Genomic DNA, 17,449 nt, shown 5'->3' with positions numbered 1-17,449 from the left:
TCCACAGAAATAGGCACATGCACGCTGTTCAGCAATCGATCGTCGATGCGTAGCCTGCGAAGAAGTCAGACTGCGAAGAAGTCGAACAACGAGGGAGACGAATGAAGGCGCACATTGTCCGGACCCGGCGCTCGGCCGAGCAATTCCCACGCTCGCAGCATCTCGCCAAGAAGATCGCAGACCTCGCGGTCGACCCGGTCGAGGTGCCAGCCGATACCGCGGAGATGGTGATCAACCGGATCATCGACAATGCTGCGGTTGCCGCCGCGTCCGTGGCCAGGCGGCCGGTGACGAGTGCGCGCGCGCAGGCGGTGCTTCATTCCTATCGGCCAGGTGCGACGGTCTTCGGGCTACCGGCGGCCGACCGCGTCTCACCCGAGTGGGCTGCGTGGGCAAATGGCGTCGCCGTTCGCGAACTCGACTTCCACGACACCTTTCTCGCCGCGGAATACTCGCATCCGGGTGACAACATCCCGCCGATCCTTGCGGTCGCCCAGCACACGGGCAGGTCGGGCGCGGACCTGATCCGCGGCCTCGCAACGGGTTACGAGGTCCAGATCGATCTGGTCCGGGGAATCTGCCTGCACGAGCACAAGATCGACCATGTCGCCCATCTCGGACCGTCGGCTGCGGCGGGAATCGGAACGTTGCTCGGCCTCGACGCCGAGACGATCTATCAAGCGGTCGGCCAGGCGTTGCATACGACGACGGCGACCCGTCAATCGCGCAAAGGCGAGATCTCGAGTTGGAAGGCGTATGCGCCCGCGTTCGCAGGCAAGATGGCCGTCGAAGCGGTCGATCGTGCATTGCGTGGCGAAGGTGCGCCGGCACCCATCTGGGAAGGCGAAGACGGTGTCATCGCCTGGCTACTCGGCGGTCCAACCGCCGAATACGTTGTCTCCCTGCCTGGTCCGGGCGAAGCAAAGCGTGCGATTCTCGACAGCTACACCAAGGAGCACTCCGCCGAGTACCAGAGCCAGGCGCCGATCGACTTGGCGCGGCGGATGCGTGATCGGATCGGTGACCTCGATCGGATCGCGTCCATCGTGTTGCACACAAGTCATCACACGCACTACGTGATCGGAACAGGTTCGGGTGATCCGCAGAAGTTCGACCCGAACGCCAGCCGCGAAACGCTCGACCATTCGGTGATGTACATCTTCGCAGTCGCGTTGCAGGACGGCGTCTGGCATCACCAGCACTCCTATGCGCCGGACCGCGCTCAGCGGCCCGACACCGTCGAACTGTGGCGCAAGATCTCGACAGCCGAGGATGCGGAGTGGACGCGCCGCTACCACTCGACCGACCCAGCCGAGAAGGCGTTCGGTGCACGTGCCGAAATCACCTTGAAGAGTGGCGAAGTGATCGTCGACGAACTTGCGGTTGCCGACGCACATCCGCTTGGAGCCAGGCCTTTCGGTCGCGCGCAGTACATCGAAAAATTCCGCACGCTTGCCGACGGCGTGCTCGACACCGCCGAGCAGGACCGTTTTCTCGACGCCGCGACGCGAACCGCCGAACTGTCCGCCGGCGAGCTCGATCAACTCACCTGCACAGTCTCCGACGACGTTCTCGCGTCAGCCCCGGCGGTGCCGACGGGCATCTTCGACTGGTCGGCAACCGTGTCGGAGACCAACTGATGTCGCGCGTGATCGCGGCGCCGTCGTCGGCGGGCGACAAACGTAGGGCGTTCCGAGCTGGTCTGGCGTCGGGCAAGATCCAGCGGCTGCCCGGCGCATTCTCACCGCTCGTCGCAATGGCGGCGCAACGCGCGGGTTTCGAGGGCGTCTATGTCTCGGGTGCGGTGTTGTCCGCCGACCTCGGGCTGCCCGACATCGGGTTGACCACGCTGACCGAGGTTGCGGGTCGCGGTCAGCAGATCGCGAGGGTCACCGACCTGCCGACGCTGATCGACGCCGACACCGGCTTCGGTGAGCCGATGAGCGCGGCGCGCACAGTGACCGTATTCGAGGACGCGGGTGTAGCCGGCGCCCACTTCGAGGATCAGGTCAACCCGAAACGCTGCGGCCATCTCGACGGCAAAGCCGTTGTCCCCGTTGCTGACATGGTGCAGCGGATTCGTGCTGCCGTATCGGCTCGGCGCGACCCGGACTTCGTCGTCTGTGCGCGGACCGACGCGCGAGCAGTGGAAGGCCTCGACGCCGCGATCGACCGCGCAAAGGCCTATGCCGACGCGGGCGCCGACCTCGTCTTCACCGAGGCCCTGGCCGACGAAGCCGAGTTCGAGAAGTTTCGCGCGGCCGTCCACGTACCGCTGCTGGCCAACATGACCGAATTCGGGAAGTCGGAACTGTTGTCCGCGCAGACGCTGGAAAACCTCGGCTACAACGTCGTCATCTATCCGGTCACGACGTTGCGGTTGGCGATGTTCGCGGTCGAGCAGGGTCTGCGCGAGATCGCCGAAACCGGCACGCAGCGAGCACTTCTCGACCGTATGCAGCATCGCGGCGAGCTCTACGACCTCCTGCAGTACGAGAACTACAACACCTTCGACAGCGGCATATTCAACTTCAGCCTCGAGGAGAGTTGGCAATGAGTGACATCAGGAAAGGCCTCGCTGGCGTAGTCGTCGACACAACCGCCATCTCGAAGGTGGTGCCGGAGACCAATTCGCTGACCTACCGCGGCTATGCCGTGCAGGAATTGGCTGCGTCATGTTCGTTCGATGAAGTCGCGTATCTCCTTTGGTACGGCGAACTTCCGAATCCTGGTCAACTGGAGATGTTCAGCCAACGCGAGCGCGCGTTGCGGCGAGCGGACCGGTCGTTGCTGTCGCTGGTCGCGAAACTGCCCGAGAACTGCCACCCTATGGACGTCGTCCGAACGGTGATCAGCTACCTCGGTTGCGAGGATCCGCAGGAAGACGACAGCGCCCGAAAAGCGAACCTGGCCAAAGCTTTGCGGATGACCGCCGTCCTGCCGACCGTCATCGCCGCCGACCTGCGTCGTCGGCGGGGACTGGATCCCATTGCGCCGCATTCGCATCTGGGTTTTGCGGAGAACTTTCTGAACATGTGCTTCGGGTCGATCCCCGACGCACGGATCGTGAAGGCGTTCGAAGTCTCGCTGATCCTGTACGCGGAGCACAGCTTCAATGCGTCCACCTTCGCTGCCCGAGTGGTGACCTCTACGCAGTCGGACATGTACAGCGCCGTCACCGCGGCGATCGGGGCATTGAAGGGTCCGTTGCACGGTGGTGCGAACGAGGCCGTGATGCACGACATGTTGGCGATAGGTGAACCTGCCGACGCCGCGGAGTGGTTGCGCCGCAAGCTCGCTGCCAAGGACAAGGTGATGGGGTTCGGGCATCGGGTCTACAAGAACGGCGACTCGCGAGTGCCGACGATGAAGGCGGCGCTCGATGAGATTGCCGCGCTCACCGGCGGCGTGAAATGGCTCGCCATGTACGACGCCATGGAGAAGACGATGGCGGACGCGACGGGAATCAAGCCCAACCTCGACTTTCCGACGGGACCCGCGTACTACCTGATGGGCTTCGATATCGAGATGTTCACGCCGATCTTCGTGATGAGCCGCATCACCGGCTGGACTGCACACATCATCGAGCAGGCGGGGTCGAATGCGCTGATCAGGCCGCTGAGCGAGTATTCGGGGGTCCCGCAGCGGGCGCTGAGGTCGTGAGTCCTTTTGGAGGGCCTGACCTCCAAAAGGACTCACGAGCGGCGAAGCCGCCTACAGTGCCGCGCGGACCAGAATTGCCGCCTCGACGAGGTTGTGGAGCGACGCCCCCACCTCTTCCGCTCCGCGGGTCTTCAGGCCGCAGTCGGGATTGACCCACAGGCGCTCGGCAGGAACGGCTTTCAGTGCCGCGTGCAGCGAGACGACGATCTCTTCGATCGACGGCACCCGCGGCGAGTGGATGTCGTAGACACCCGGACCGACACCGAGATCGAAGCCGACCGCATTGAGGTCGTCCAGCACCTCCATGTGCGAGCGTGCGGCCTCGATCGAGGTGACGTCGGCATCGAGTCCGGCGATCGCGTCGATCACCTCGCCGAACTCCGAATAGCAGAGGTGCGTGTGGATCTGGGTGGCATCGGAGACGCCGGAGGTCGCCAGCCGAAACGCCTCCACCGCCCAGTCGAGATAGGCCTGCTTGTCAGCTGCTCGCAGGGGGAGCAGTTCACGCAACGCCGGCTCGTCGACCTGCACGATCCGGATACCGGATGCCTGCAGGTCGACGGTCTCGTCTCGAATGGCAAGGGCAACTTGGCGAGCCGAGTCGGGCAGCGGCTGATCGTCGCGCACGAACGACCACGCCAGAATCGTCACTGGCCCTGTCAGCATGCCCTTGACCGGCTTCGAGGTGAGTGACTGCGCATAGGTGATCCACTCGACCGTCATCGGATTCCGACGGACGACGTCGCCGTAGAGGATCGGCGGCCGCACGCAGCGGGTGCCGTAGGACTGCACCCACCCGTTCGCCGTCGCGAAGTAACCGTCGAACTGCTCCGCGAAGTACTGGACCATGTCGTTGCGCTCGGGTTCGCCGTGGACGAGCACGTCCAGTCCCAGCTTCTCCTGCAGGGCAACGACATCTGCGATCTCGGACTGCATTCGCCGCACGTATTCGGCCTCGTCGATCTCGCCCTTGCGCCGCGCCGCGCGTGCAATGCGGATCTGGGAAGTCTGGGGGTAGGAACCGATGGTCGTCGTCGGCAACGCGGGCAGGTCGAGCCGCTCGGACTGCTTCACCCGACGCTCCGCCGCCGGTGCACGCCGACTCGAATCGGGACCGAGTGCATCGAGCCGAGCGCGGACCGTGGTGTTGTGCAATCGGGGATCCGACCGGCGATTCGCCAATGCGTCACGCGCCGTTGCAAGTTCGGCCGAGACAGTCTCGACGCCGTTGCGCAGTGCGCGGGCGAGGACGGTGACCTCTGCGATCTTCTCCGCTCCGAAGGCAAGCCACGACCGCAGGTTGTCGTCGAGATCGGGTTCGACGTCGAGGGTGTACGGAACGTGCAGCAGCGAGCACGACGTCGACACCGCAACGGTTCCTGCGCTCCCTAGCAACGTGCCGAGTGTGGACAATGCGGCGTCGAGATCGGTGCGCCAAACGTTGCGACCGTCGACGACGCCAGCTACGACAAGCTTGTTCGCCAACGCAGGCACTCCTGCGAGGCTGTCGACGCCGCCGGTGCCCGCGATCAGGTCGATCGCGATGCCGTCGACGGCTGTCCCCGCGAGGACATGGAGCGCTGCACCGAGGTCGCCGAAGTACGACGCGACCAGGATCGAGGGTCGTCCGGTCACTGCCGCGAGCCGATCGTAAGTGCTTCGTACGTAATCCAATTCAGCTGCAGTCAGGTCCGTGACCAGTGCTGGTTCGTCGATCTGAACCCACTCCGCACCTGCCGCGCCCAGTTGGGCAAGTAGGTCGGCATAGAGCGGAACGATCTCATCGAGGCGGTCGAGCAGCGACCCCGACTCCGACTCCGACCCCGACTCCGACTCCGACTCCGACTCCGCCCCCGACCCCGACGAGCCGACAGCCTTCGACAGCTTCAGGAACGTGATCGGTCCGACGACAACCGGTCGCGCCGAGATACCAAGTGCGACAGCCTCTGCCAGTTCGCCGAGCAGCTTCTCGGGAGCCAGCGCGAACGTCGTGTCAGGCGTGATCTCCGGCACGAGGTAGTGGTAATTGGTGTCGAACCACTTCGTCATCTCCAACGGCGTCACGGTCGCGTCGCCGCGGGCAGCGGCGAAGTAGCGATCGAGTTCGTCCGCGATACCAGCGACGCGTTCCGGCAGCGCACCGAGCAGGACGGCGGTGTCGAGGACGTGGTCGTAGTAGGAAAACGTTCCGACGGGGATGGAATCGAGTCCGGCGTCGCGCAGTTCGATCAGGTGCTGTTCGCGGAGCGTGCGAGCAATGGACGCGAGTTCGACCTGGTCGATCGTGCCCGCCCAGTACGACTCGATTGCTCTCTTGAGTTCACGCCTCGGCCCTGTACGTGGGGTGCCGAGGACTGTTGCCGAGAATGTCACGGTGTGTTTCTCCATGGGTGTGGCGAAAGTGGCCACCGCCCGACGGTGCGGCATCCCGCGGGAGCCCGGAGCGCACAAAACTGCAGGGAACCACCACGCAAGGATGCTCGCCCAATCCACGAGGCGGAGTCCGCTGGGTACGGCGTACCCAACACAGTCGGCAGGTCTTCGGACTCGCAGGCACTCGGCGCACATCGGCCGAACCTAGTGACCGTCGCTTCCCAGGCGTTGCACCCAGTGCGTGTGACGGTGGTCGTTCCTGCTTACCGCTGCGGGACAGTTCCGGATTCTCACCGGATTCCCTCTCACTCGGAAGACACTTGCGTGGCTCCGAGCTTCGACGCTGACGGGGTCTTCGGGGCTCCTCGTGACCTCACCGGCGAACCAGCTGCAAGGTGAGTATATGCCGTGGTGGGGGCCGCATCTTCGCTGCAGATACCTCACAGGTTGCGAAGATCGCTGTGAAGTTTTGCAATATCGCCGCCACAGGCGTTGAGAGGTCGCACGTGCCGGTACGTTAAGCCAATGTTCTCCAAAGTCTTGGTTGCCAATCGTGGCGAGATTGCTATTCGCGCGTTCCGCGCTGCGTACGAACTACGCATCGGTACTGTCGCCGTCTTTCCGTACGAGGACCGCAACTCGGTCCATCGGCTGAAGGCTGACGAGAGTTATCAGATCGGTCAGGAAGGCCACCCGGTCCGGGCGTACCTCTCGATCGACGAGATCGTCTCGGCAGCGAAAAGTGCTGGGGCAGATGCCATCTACCCGGGCTACGGTTTCCTGTCGGAGAACCCGGACCTCGCGTCGGCGTGCGCTGCGGAGGGCATCACCTTTGTGGGTCCGTCAGCGGAGATTCTCGAACTCACCGGTAACAAGGCGCGTGCGATCGCCGCGGCCAAGGCGGCCGGGCTGCCGGTGCTCGCATCGTCGGAGCCGTCGGCCAATGTCGACGAGTTGCTCGACGCCGCGAAGACCATGCAGTTTCCGCTGTTCGTCAAAGCGGTCGCCGGTGGTGGCGGACGCGGCATGCGTCGCGTCGCGGAACCGGGGTTGCTCAAGGAGTCGATCGAAGCCGCCGCACGCGAGGCGGAGTCGGCGTTCGGCGATGCGACGGTCTTCCTCGAGCAAGCGGTCATCGACCCTCGCCACATCGAGGTCCAGATTCTCGCCGATCAGCAGGGCAACGTCATCCATCTCTACGAGCGTGACTGCTCGGTGCAGCGTCGGCACCAGAAGGTCATCGAGCTCGCGCCTGCGCCGAACCTGCCCGAGGAACTGCGCGACAAGATCTGCTCCGACGCAGTCGCCTTCGCGAAGGAGATCGGTTACACCTGTGCAGGCACGGTCGAGTTCCTCCTCGACAAACGTGGCAACCACGTCTTCATCGAGATGAACCCTCGTATTCAGGTCGAGCACACGGTGACCGAAGAGGTCACCGACGTCGACCTCGTGTCGTCGCAGTTGCGGATCGCGGCGGGGGAGAGCCTCGACGATCTCGGACTGAGCCAGGACAAGATCGTGTTGCGCGGCGCGGCCTTGCAGTGCCGCATCACCACGGAGGATCCGGCCAACGGCTTTCGACCCGACACCGGCCGCATCACCGCCTACCGCAGTCCGGGCGGTGCCGGGGTACGCCTGGATGGTGGGGCAACGCTCGGCGCGGAGGTCGGCGCCTACTTCGATTCGATGCTGGTCAAGCTCACGTGTCGCGGACGCGATTTCGAGACCGCGGTCGCGCGTGCGCGCCGAGCGGTGACCGAGTTCCGGATCCGCGGCGTCGCAACGAACATTCCGTTCCTGCAGGCCGTGCTCGAGGACCCCGACTTCCGCGCAGGCAATGTGACGACCTCGTTCATCGAGGAACGTCCGCAGTTGTTGACGCTGCGCAGTTCCGCCGACCGTGGCACCAAGATCTTGAACTACCTCGCCGACGTCACGGTCAACAAGCCGCATGGCGAACGCCCGTCGACGGTCTACCCGTTGGACAAGCTGCCCGATATCGATCTGTCGATTGCACCGCCGGACGGCTCGCGCCAACGCCTGCTCGCGCTCGGGCCGGAGGGTTTCGCGAAGGCGTTGCGTGAGCAGAAAGCACTCGGCATCACCGACACCACATTCCGTGACGCACATCAGTCGTTGCTGGCGACCCGCGTGCGGACGACCGGTCTGCTCGGTGTTGCGGGCCACGTCGCGCGGCTCACTCCCGAATTGCTGTCGATCGAGGCGTGGGGCGGTGCGACCTACGACGTCGGATTGCGGTTCCTGCACGAAAATCCGTGGGAGCGCCTCGCGGCACTGCGTAAGGCGATCCCGAACATCTGTCTGCAGATGCTGCTGCGTGGTCGCAACACCGTCGGCTACACGCCGTATCCGGAGGCGGTGACGCGTGCGTTCGTCTCCGAAGCGACGGCGACGGGCATCGACATCTTCCGGATCTTCGACGCACTCAACAACGTCGATCAGATGCGCCCTGCGATCGACGCGGTTCGCGAAACAGGAACTGCGGTAGCCGAAGTCGCGATGAGCTACACCGGCGACCTCGCCAATCCGAACGAGACGCTCTACACACTCGACTACTACCTGCGCCTCGCCGAGCAGATCGTCGAGGCAGGCGCACACGTGCTCGCGGTCAAGGACATGGCCGGTCTGCTGCGGGCACCGGCGGCGGCAACACTGGTGACAGCCCTGCGGGAGAACTTCGACCTGCCGGTGCACATTCACACCCACGACACTCCGGGTGGTCAGCTCGCCACCTACCTCGCGGCCTGGCAGGCCGGTGCCGACGCTGTCGACGGTGCGAGCGCGGCGATGGCCGGAACCACAAGCCAGCCTGCGCTGTCGGCGATCGTGGCTGCGTCCGCGCACACCGAACGCGACAGTGGCCTCGACCTGCAAGCGGTCTGCGATCTGGAGCCGTATTGGGAGGCGCTGCGGAAGGTCTACAAGCCGTTCGAATCGGGTCTGCCTGCTCCGACCGGTCGTGTGTACACCCACGAGATTCCTGGCGGTCAGTTGTCGAACCTGCGGCAGCAGGCCATCGCACTCGGCTTGGGCGACAAGTTCGAAGAGGTCGAGGCGAAATACGCTGCGGCAGACCGTTTGCTCGGTCGGTTGATCAAGGTGACGCCGTCGTCGAAGGTGGTCGGTGACCTTGCGCTCTCGCTCGTCGGTAGCGGCGTCAGCGTCGACGATTTCGCGGCCGCTCCGAACAAGTTCGACATCCCCGATTCGGTGATCGGTTTCCTGCGCGGCGAACTCGGTACCCCTGCGGGTGGATGGCCGGAGCCGTTCCGCACGAAGGCACTCGAAGGTCGCAGCGAGGCAAAGCCCGTGACTCCGTTGACCCCCGAGGACGAGGCGGGCCTGAACGGCACGTCGGCCGAACGGCAGGGAACTCTCAATCGGTTGCTGTTCCCCGGCCCCACGAAGGAGTTCCTCGCCCACCGCGAAAAGTACGGCGACACCTCCGGGCTGTCGGCCAACCAGTTCTTCTACGGACTGCGCAGCGGCGAAGAACATCGCGTCACCTTGGAGCCCGGCGTGGTGCTGCTGATCGGCTTGGAAGCGATCTCTGAGCCGGACGAACGTGGCATGCGCACGGTGATGTGCATCATCAACGGTCAGCTGCGTCCGGTGTCGGTGCGTGATCGCTCGATCGCGGCCGAAGTTCCTGCCGCGGAGAAGGCCGACAAGTCGAACCCGGCTCACATCCCGGCACCGTTCGGCGGTGTCGTGACGTTGGCGATCAAGGTGGGCGACAAGATCACGGCCGGCGACACCATCGCGACCATCGAGGCGATGAAGATGGAGGCAGCGATCACGGCACCGCGCAGCGGCGTGGTCAGTCGGGTGGCGATCGGGTCGGTGCAGCAGGTCGAGGGTGGCGATCTACTCGCGGAGATTTCGGTCGGCGAGGAGTCGAGCGCCGAATAAGCAAGGCGAGAACGACAATCGAGTAGATACCGACGTGACGCGCATCGTTGCGGGCAGCGCAGGGGGCAGGCGATTGCAGGTGCCGCCTGCAGGTACGAGGCCGACCTCGGATCGCGTTCGCGAAGCCGTCTTCAGTGCGTTGTTCACCCGCCTCGATTTCGACGGGATCAATGCGCTCGACCTCTATGCGGGGTCGGGTGCACTCGGTTTGGAGGCACTCTCTCGCGGAGCCGAACACGTGTTGCTCGTCGAGTCGGATGCGCGTGCGGTCGCTGTCGTCAAACGCAACGTCGCGGAGGTCGGCCTGCCGGGTGCGGTGGTCAGGCAGGGGTCCGTCGCTGCGGTGCTCGCCGGGTCGCCAGGACGTGCCTACGATCTGGTGCTGTCCGATCCGCCGTATGCCGTCGCCGACGATGCCGTGACGGCCGACCTGAGAGCGCTGCGCGACGGCGGCTGGTTGGCGGATGGCGCACTCGTCGTCGTCGAACGCTCGTCGCGGTCGCCCGACACGACGTGGCCGGCGGGATTCGAGGTCGTCAGGGTGCGCAAGTACGGCGAAACCAAGATCGAGCTTGCGACTTTCGAGCAGCCAGAACCGGCGGCTGCCGATCCTGCTACCGTCTGAATCCATGACAGGTGCGGTGTGCCCCGGCTCGTTCGACCCGGTGACCAATGGCCATCTCGACGTTATCTCCAGGGCCGCTGCGCAATTCGACGAAGTAATCGTGACCGTCATGGTCAACAAGTCCAAGCAGGGTTTGTTCACCATCGACGAGCGGATCGAGATGCTTCGCGAGTCGACAGCACATCTGAGTGGCGTGCGGGTCGAATCGTGGCACGGCCTGCTCGTCGACTTCGCGCGCGAGCAGGGGATGAGCGCGATCGTGAAAGGCCTTCGCGGCGCGAACGATTTCGACTACGAAATCCAAATGGCACAGATGAACCAGAAACTCTCCGGTGTCGACACCCTGTTCATCGCAACCAACCCCACCTACAGCTATCTGTCGAGTTCGCTGGTCAAAGAGGTCGCGACCTTCGGCGGCGATGTCTCCGACATGCTTCCCGCCGAGGTACACAAGCGACTGCTCGCACGCCTGGCCGAACGTGCCACCAGCTGAACCGAAGCATGCCCAACGAAATCCAGGGCAGGAGATAGCCCGACACACCGAGTCGGCAACGGCCGGGTAGGTGCCTCGACGGGCACACTGGGACGAGGAGTGGTCTCGCGACGGTGTTTCTCGAACAGCGATGTCACTCCGACCGCAGTTGTTTCCACGTAGGACCTATCGGGCTGATGCTTGGAGATTGGGGTTTGTTGTGTACCGGGTATTCGAGGCGCTCGACGAGTTGGTCGCGATCGTCGAAGAAGCGCGCGGGATCCCTCCGACCCGCAGCTGTGTAGTTCCGCGCGGCGACGTGCTGGATCTGCTCGACGACGTTCGTGAGGCATTGCCGGGAGAATTGGACGACGCACAGGACGTGCTCGACCACCGTGACAAGTTGGTCGGGGACGCGCGCGCTGCCGCTGATCACACGGTGACGAGCGCGAACACCGAAGCCGTCAACACGATCGATTCGGCGCGCGACAACGCCGACCGCATCCTTGCCGACGCGAAAGCCCAGGCAGATCGGATGGTCGCCGAAGCAAGCTCGCACGCCGATCAATTGGTCGCGGATGCGCACGCGCAGGCCGACCAGACCATTGCCAACGGCAAGCGCGAATACGAAAGCGTCACCGGTCGGGCTCGTGGCGAGGCGGATCGCATGATCGAAGCGGGCAAGGCGTCCTACGAGTTGTCCGTCGCCGACGGTCGCGCGGAGCAGGAACGTTTGATCGCCGCCTCGGAGGTCGCACAGGCAGCGCACGCCGAGTCGGCACGGGTCATCGATGCCGCGCACGCGGAATCGGATCGACTGCGCGCGGAGTGCGATCTGTACGTCGACACCAAGCTCGCGGAGTTCGAGGAACTCCTCAACGGGACGATCCGTTCGGTTGGTCGCGGTCGTCAGCAGCTTCGCACCGGCGCGGGCGTGCCCGACTACGCCTCCGACTACGTGCCCGAATACGCACAGAGCAGGCGGGGCGAGCGGCGCTGACCTACGCGTCTTCGGCACCAGCGGTTTGGAGTAGTGCGCGCCCTCCCGTACCCTGGGGAGGTTGCCCAAGCCCTGATCCCGCTCTCATCGCAGATCTCATCGCATACGGAGTCCTTCCATGTCCGCTCGTACCGGTAGTCAGCGTCGTCGTTTGACCGACGCCGACTTTGTGCTGGATACCCGGACACTTGGGCGCCGAGCAGGGTCTATGCGTGAAGTGACGCGCACGGTTGTCACCCCGGTGCGGATCGGCCTCGATCTCATTGCGATCGAGGAAGGTGCAGAGGTCGATCTGAATCTGCGCCTCGAGGCGGTCTCGGAGGGTGTGCTGATCACCGGCACTCTCGGTGCAGATCTGGTCGGGGAATGCTCGCGTTGCCTCGAGCCGTTCGACGACGAGATTCAACTCCACCTGACCGAGCTGTTCGCATATCCGGACAGCACGACAGAGCGGACGACAGAAGAAGACGAGATCTACCGGGTCGTCGACGATCATGTCGACCTGGAGCCCGTCGTGATCGATGCGGTCGGTTTGGCGTTGCCGCTGCAGCCGTTGTGCACTCCCGATTGTCAGGGACTGTGCTCCGAATGTGGTGTTCGCCTGGCGATTGCCGGATCCGACCACGGGCATGAGATACTGGATCCTCGCTGGGCTGGGCTCGCTGCCAAGCAAGTACAAGGCGCAGGATCCGCCAGCAATCAGACTGTGAAACAAGAAGCCGAGGAGATTTAGTCGTGGCCGTTCCCAAGCGCCGGATGTCGCGTTCCAACACCAGGTCGCGCCGCAGCCAGTGGAAGACCACTGTGCCTACCCTCATCACATGCCCGAACCGTGGCTGTGGCGAGAAGACGCTGCCCCACACCGCGTGCCCGAATTGCGGCACGTACAAGGGCCGTCAGGTCACTGCGGCTGTCTAGTCCTCGACACGAGATACTGGTGACGAGCGACAAGAGCCCTGTAGGCCCAGCCGGCTCTGTCGGCACTTCCAACGGTGACGGCTCCGCAGCAGGTACCACCAAGGCCAGAGCGAACGAGCACGATGTGCTTATCGCGGCGCTGGGTGTCTCGCTGGAGCCCGAACTGTTGACATTGGCATTGACCCACCGGTCCTATGCCTACGAAAACGGCGGGTTGCCGACCAACGAGCGTCTGGAGTTCCTCGGCGATTCCGTTTTGGGTCTCAGCGTCACCGAGAAGCTCTACCTCGCGCACCCCGAGAAGTCCGAAGGTGAGCTCGCAAAGCTGCGCGCGAGCATCGTCAACATGCACGCACTCGCCGAAGTTGCTCGCGGTCTCGGCGAAGGCGGTCTCGGCCGCCATCTGCTGCTCGGCAAAGGCGAAGAGCTGACGGGTGGACGCGACAAGCCGAGCATCCTCGCCGACGGCATGGAGTCGTTGCTCGGTGCCGTCCACCTCGAACACGGCATCGATACCGCACGCGACGTCGTCCTCGACCTGTTCCGCGGCCTGCTCGAGCGCGCTCCTCGAATCGGTGCGGGTCTCGACTGGAAGACCAGCCTGCAAGAGTTGACGGCCGAACAGGGCCAGGGTCCACCGTCGTACGAGATCACCTCGACAGGCCCCGATCACGACAAAGAATTCACCGCCACGGTCATCGTCGGCGGGAACGCTCTCGGCACCGGCATCGGTCGATCGAAGAAGGAAGCCGAGCAGAAGGCCGCCAGTTCGGCGTGGGCGGCACTGTCGCCCGACGAGAAGTAGCCAAGCGCAACCGTGCCGGAACTTCCCGAGGTCGAGGTCGTTCGTCGAGGGCTCGCCGCACACGTTGTCGGTGCGACCATCGAAGCGGTCGAAGTCCTGCACCCACGCGCGATTCGTCGCCATTTCACCGGCGAGAACGACCTGGTCGGACGCCTCACCGGACAGCAGATCGTCAGTGCCGATCGGCGTGGCAAGTTTCTCTGGCTGACCTTGGAAGATTCCGGCGATGCCCTCGTCGTGCACCTCGGTATGAGTGGCCAGATGTTGGTGCAGCCGCCCGACGCCCCGGTCGAGAAACATGCCCGCATCATCGCGGTCCTCGACACCGGTCGCGAGTTACGTTTCGTCGACCAGCGAACCTTCGGAGGTTGGGCACTCGCGCCGCTGCGCGAAGTCGACGGCACCGTCGTACCGGAACCGGTCGCACACATAGCGCGTGATCCACTCGACTCCTTCTTCGACGCCGAAAGCGTCGTCAGCATCCTTCGCGGCAAGCACACCGAGATCAAACGTGCGCTGCTCGACCAGACCGTCGTATCGGGCGTCGGGAACATCTATGCCGACGAAGCGTTGTGGCGCGCCAAGATTCACGGCAATCGGCTCACCGACAAGTTGACCCGCCCACAATTGCGAAGTTTGCTCAACCATGTCGGATCCGTGATGGGAGAGGCCCTCACGAAGGGTGGCACGTCGTTCGATTCGCTCTATGTCAACGTCAACGGCCAATCCGGGTACTTCGAACGCTCGTTGGCCGCCTACGGTCGCGAGGACAGGCCGTGCCGTCGCTGCGGCGCACCTATTCGCCGTGAGAAGTTCATGAATCGCTCGTCCTTCTCGTGCCCGAAATGTCAGCCGCGCCCCCGATTGTAGAAGTTGGAATATTTTCGCCGACGGCTCCGCGCGCGGGCTACGGTGCATGAAGAGATCCGAACAGGGAGAGTTCGACGCCGTGGATTCGATATAGGAGGGTCGGATGCGAAAACTCACGTACTACGTTGCCTCGACGATCGACGGATTCATCGCCGCCGCGGACGGCACCGTCGACTTCTTTCCGGTCGGAGGTGATCACGGTCCGGCGATCACTGCGCAGTATCCCGAGACGCTGCCGACACGAGTGCGCGAAGCCCTCGGTATCGACGCGACGAACGACACCTTCGACACCGTTCTGATGGGACGCAAGACCCACGACTTCGGGGTCAAGACCGGCACCTCCAGTCCGTACGCACATCTGCGGCAGTACGTCGTGTCGACGACGTTGACCGAGAGTCCGGATCCCGCAATCGAATTGGTGAAGACGGACGCGTTGGAGACGGTGCGCGCCCTGAAGAAGGAGATGGGTCTCGGAATCTGGCTGTGCGGTGGTGGCGAACTTGCGCACCACCTACTGCCCGAGATCGACCAGATCTACCTCAAGCTGTACCCGATCGTGCTCGGTGCGGGTCGGCCGCTGTTCGGTACGGGCGGTCGCTCGGTCGAGCCACTCACCTTTCGTGTGACGTCCAGTCGGGTGTTCAACGACGGCGTCGCATTTGTGAAGTACAGCAAGCACTACTGACCACGAACGCCGCGGCGCAACTCGTCGAGCCACGCCGCCGAAGACGCGTCGCTCGGCGCGCGCCAATCGCCCCTGGGCGAAAGTGAGCCGCCCGAACCGACTTTCGGGCCGTTCGGCATCGCGGATCGTTTGAACTGATTGCGCATGAACCGATCCAGAAAGATCGTCAACCACCCTTCGATCGTCGCGAGATCGTATTCGTGCCGACCGTCGGGCGGAATCAGATCGGACCAGTCGCCGCGGGTGCGGTCGCGCCATGCAACGTGCGCGAGGTAGGCGATCTTGCTCGGCCGATACCCGAACCTGGTGAGGTAGTAGAGAAAGAAGTCGTGCAGTTCGTACGGACCGATCGCGGCTTCGGTGTCCTGCGCCTGACCGTCGGCACCTGCGGGGACGAGTTCCGGTGAGATGACGTCGTCGAGGATGGCGCCGAGCACAACCGAGGTCTCGTCGGAGTACCTGTCCGACTTGATCATCCAGCGCACGAGATGTCTGATCAGCGTTTTGGGAACCGAGCCGTTGACGTTGTAGTGCGACATCTGATCGCCGACGCCGTAGGTGCACCAGCCGAGAGCGAGTTCGCTGAGATCGCCGGTTCCGAGCACGATCGCGCCCTGCTGGTTCGCGAGTCGAAACAGGTGCGACGTACGCTCGCCGGCCTGGACATTTTCGAACGTCACGTCGTACACCTGCTCGCCACGGGCGTACGGGTGGTCGAGATCCTTCAGCATCTGTAGGCACGACGATCTGATGTCGATCTCGGCCGCGGCTACGCCGAGAGCTCGCATGAGGTCGTGCGCGCGTCCGAGCGATGCCGACCCCGTTGCAAAACCAGGCATCGTGTAGCCGAGGACGTTGGTGCGCGGCAGGCGGAGCCGGTCCATCGTCTCGACTGCCACAAGCAACGCGAGCGTCGAGTCGAGGCCGCCTGACACCCCGATCACGATGCGATCGATGCCGGAACTGCGCAGTCGTTTGGTCAGGCCCTGCACCTGGATGCTCTCCACCTCGCGGCACAGTGCATCGCGATCGGCGGAATCACTAGGCACGTAGGGAAAGCGGGGGACCGAGCGGCGGAGTTCGACGGACTCGTCCGGGTGCGTATCTTCGGCCGGGACATCGAAAGGTATGCGCCGCAACGCCCGTGCGCGATCGGAGTAATCGCCGACCTGATCCTGAAAACTGGTCGTGCGCATACGTTCTTGACGTAGTCGATCGAGGTCGATGTCGGCGAAAACGAGTTGCTCGTCGGTCGCGAATCGTTCGGAACGAGCAAGCAGCGTGCCGTTCTCGGTGACGAGTGCGTCGCCGTCCCATGCCAGGTCGGTCGTGGATTCACCGAATCCTGCGCTCACGTAGAGGTGAGCGGCGATGCAGCGAGCGGAATGCGCCGTGCACAACGCCCGCCGGTAGTCGGCCTTGCCGGTGGTGATATTGCTTGCCGAGAGGTTCGCAAGGACGGTGGCACCACCGAGTGCCGCCCAGGTGCTCGGCGGAATCGGCACCCAAAGGTCCTCGCACACTTCGACATGCACGGTGAAGCCGGCAATGCCACGTGCTTCGAAAAGCAGGTCGGTGCCGAAGGGGACGTCGCTACCCAGGAGTCGCACGGTGTAGGTCACGACGTCCCGGGCGGCGGCAAAGTACCGCTGCTCGTAGAACTCTCGGTAGTTGGGGAGATACGACTTCGGAACGACACCCAGTATCCGGCCGTCCTGCAGCACGACCGCACAGTTGAACAGGCTCGCGCCGAAGGCAAGTGGTGCTCCGACCGCTACGACGATCGACAATCCGCGGGTCGCCGACCGAACCGATTCGAGTGCATCGAGGCTCGCGTCGAGCAATGCGTCCTGCTGGACCAGATCGTCGATGCTGTACGCGGAAAGTCCGAGTTCGGGGAATGCGACGAAGGCTGCGCCACCGGCGGCGGCACGGCGCACGAGTGCGATGGTCTGGTCGGCACTGAACCGTGGATCGGCTACTCGAACCGACGGCACAGCGACCGCGACAGTTGCGAATCCATGCGAGTACGGCGAATCGAAGGTGGTGGTTTCCGACGTCACGCCCGAACGGTAACACCGGCGTCAGCCCGACCCCGGGCAACG

General features: G+C 64.1%; 14 protein-coding genes and 1 riboswitch. Of the genes, 12 read left to right on the top strand and 2 right to left on the bottom strand.

All coding sequences use genetic code 11. The features are described from left to right. Window positions 1–101: 101 nt before the first annotated feature. The 3 genes from prpD to JGU71_RS25445 are packed head-to-tail and all read left to right on the top strand — an operon-like array spanning window position 102 to window position 3,663. Complete coding sequence (gene prpD, locus JGU71_RS25455; RefSeq protein WP_199707617.1) at window positions 102–1,640, top strand: 2-methylcitrate dehydratase PrpD; 1,539 nt, start codon at window positions 102–104, stop codon at window positions 1,638–1,640. Continuing rightward, a complete protein-coding gene (prpB, locus tag JGU71_RS25450) occupies window positions 1,640–2,557 on the top strand; it encodes a methylisocitrate lyase (RefSeq protein WP_199707615.1) in 918 nt (305 codons plus the stop codon). Before prpD ends, prpB begins: the two co-directional genes overlap by 1 nt. Beyond that, window positions 2,554–3,663 (top strand): bifunctional 2-methylcitrate synthase/citrate synthase, encoded by a 1,110-nt coding sequence (locus tag JGU71_RS25445; RefSeq protein ID WP_199707613.1) that lies wholly within the window; start codon window positions 2,554–2,556, stop codon window positions 3,661–3,663. The genes prpB and JGU71_RS25445 overlap by 4 nt, the downstream gene beginning before the upstream one ends. Window positions 3,664–3,714: 51 nt before the next feature. On the opposite strand, the gene metE is transcribed toward JGU71_RS25445, so the two are convergent. Further along, complete coding sequence (gene metE / locus JGU71_RS25440) at window positions 3,715–6,051, bottom strand: 5-methyltetrahydropteroyltriglutamate--homocysteine S-methyltransferase (protein WP_199707687.1); 2,337 nt, start codon at window positions 6,049–6,051, stop codon at window positions 3,715–3,717. A 127-nt stretch (window positions 6,052–6,178) separates the two neighbouring features. After that, a riboswitch (cobalamin riboswitch) is annotated at window positions 6,179–6,393 on the bottom strand. Between the two features lie 168 nt (window positions 6,394–6,561). Between metE and JGU71_RS25435 the strand changes: the two genes are divergently transcribed. The 9 genes from JGU71_RS25435 (at window position 6,562) to JGU71_RS25395 (ending at window position 15,344) form a co-directional block, all read left to right on the top strand. Continuing rightward, on the top strand, window positions 6,562–9,969 hold the full coding sequence (locus tag JGU71_RS25435) for a pyruvate carboxylase (protein ID WP_199707612.1): 3,408 nt from the start codon (window positions 6,562–6,564) through the stop codon (window positions 9,967–9,969). Window positions 9,970–10,003: 34 nt separating this feature from the next. After that, complete coding sequence (gene rsmD, locus JGU71_RS25430; protein ID WP_199707611.1) at window positions 10,004–10,594, top strand: 16S rRNA (guanine(966)-N(2))-methyltransferase RsmD; 591 nt, start codon at window positions 10,004–10,006, stop codon at window positions 10,592–10,594. Between the two features lie 4 nt (window positions 10,595–10,598). Beyond that, entirely contained in the window at window positions 10,599–11,087 is a 489-nt protein-coding gene (gene coaD, locus JGU71_RS25425; protein WP_199707610.1) for a pantetheine-phosphate adenylyltransferase, read from the top strand. A 199-nt stretch (window positions 11,088–11,286) separates the two neighbouring features. After that, window positions 11,287–12,066, top strand: a complete 780-nt coding sequence (locus JGU71_RS25420; RefSeq protein WP_199707685.1) for a DivIVA domain-containing protein — start codon at window positions 11,287–11,289, stop codon at window positions 12,064–12,066. A 118-nt stretch (window positions 12,067–12,184) separates the two neighbouring features. Then, window positions 12,185–12,799 carry a YceD family protein gene (locus JGU71_RS25415; protein ID WP_199707609.1) on the top strand — a complete coding sequence of 205 codons (615 nt, stop codon included), beginning with the start codon at window positions 12,185–12,187 and terminating at the stop codon, window positions 12,797–12,799. Between the two features lie 2 nt (window positions 12,800–12,801). Next, window positions 12,802–12,984 (top strand): 50S ribosomal protein L32, encoded by a 183-nt coding sequence (gene rpmF / locus JGU71_RS25410; RefSeq protein ID WP_199682012.1) that lies wholly within the window; start codon window positions 12,802–12,804, stop codon window positions 12,982–12,984. Window positions 12,985–13,108: 124 nt separating this feature from the next. Next, a complete protein-coding gene (gene rnc, locus JGU71_RS25405; protein WP_307829877.1) occupies window positions 13,109–13,789 on the top strand; it encodes a ribonuclease III in 681 nt (226 codons plus the stop codon). 12 nt (window positions 13,790–13,801) lie between these two features. Further along, the gene (gene mutM / locus JGU71_RS25400) at window positions 13,802–14,659 is read left to right on the top strand and encodes a bifunctional DNA-formamidopyrimidine glycosylase/DNA-(apurinic or apyrimidinic site) lyase (protein WP_199707606.1); all 858 of its coding nucleotides are present in this window, start codon (window positions 13,802–13,804) and stop codon (window positions 14,657–14,659) included. A 103-nt stretch (window positions 14,660–14,762) separates the two neighbouring features. Then, a complete protein-coding gene (locus tag JGU71_RS25395) occupies window positions 14,763–15,344 on the top strand; it encodes a dihydrofolate reductase family protein (RefSeq protein WP_199707604.1) in 582 nt (193 codons plus the stop codon). Here JGU71_RS25395 and JGU71_RS25390 read toward each other — a convergent pair. After that, a complete protein-coding gene (locus JGU71_RS25390) occupies window positions 15,338–17,407 on the bottom strand; it encodes an NAD(+) synthase (protein WP_199707602.1) in 2,070 nt (689 codons plus the stop codon). The two genes, JGU71_RS25395 and JGU71_RS25390, sit on opposite strands and share 7 nt — an antisense overlap. Window positions 17,408–17,449 lie beyond the last annotated feature (42 nt).

Source organism: Antrihabitans stalagmiti, from assembly GCF_016482825.1.
GTDB lineage: Bacteria > Actinomycetota > Actinomycetes > Mycobacteriales > Mycobacteriaceae > Antrihabitans > Antrihabitans stalagmiti.
The sequence above is the reverse complement of the archived record's forward strand: the minus strand, read 5'-3'. Positions and strand labels throughout refer to the sequence as shown.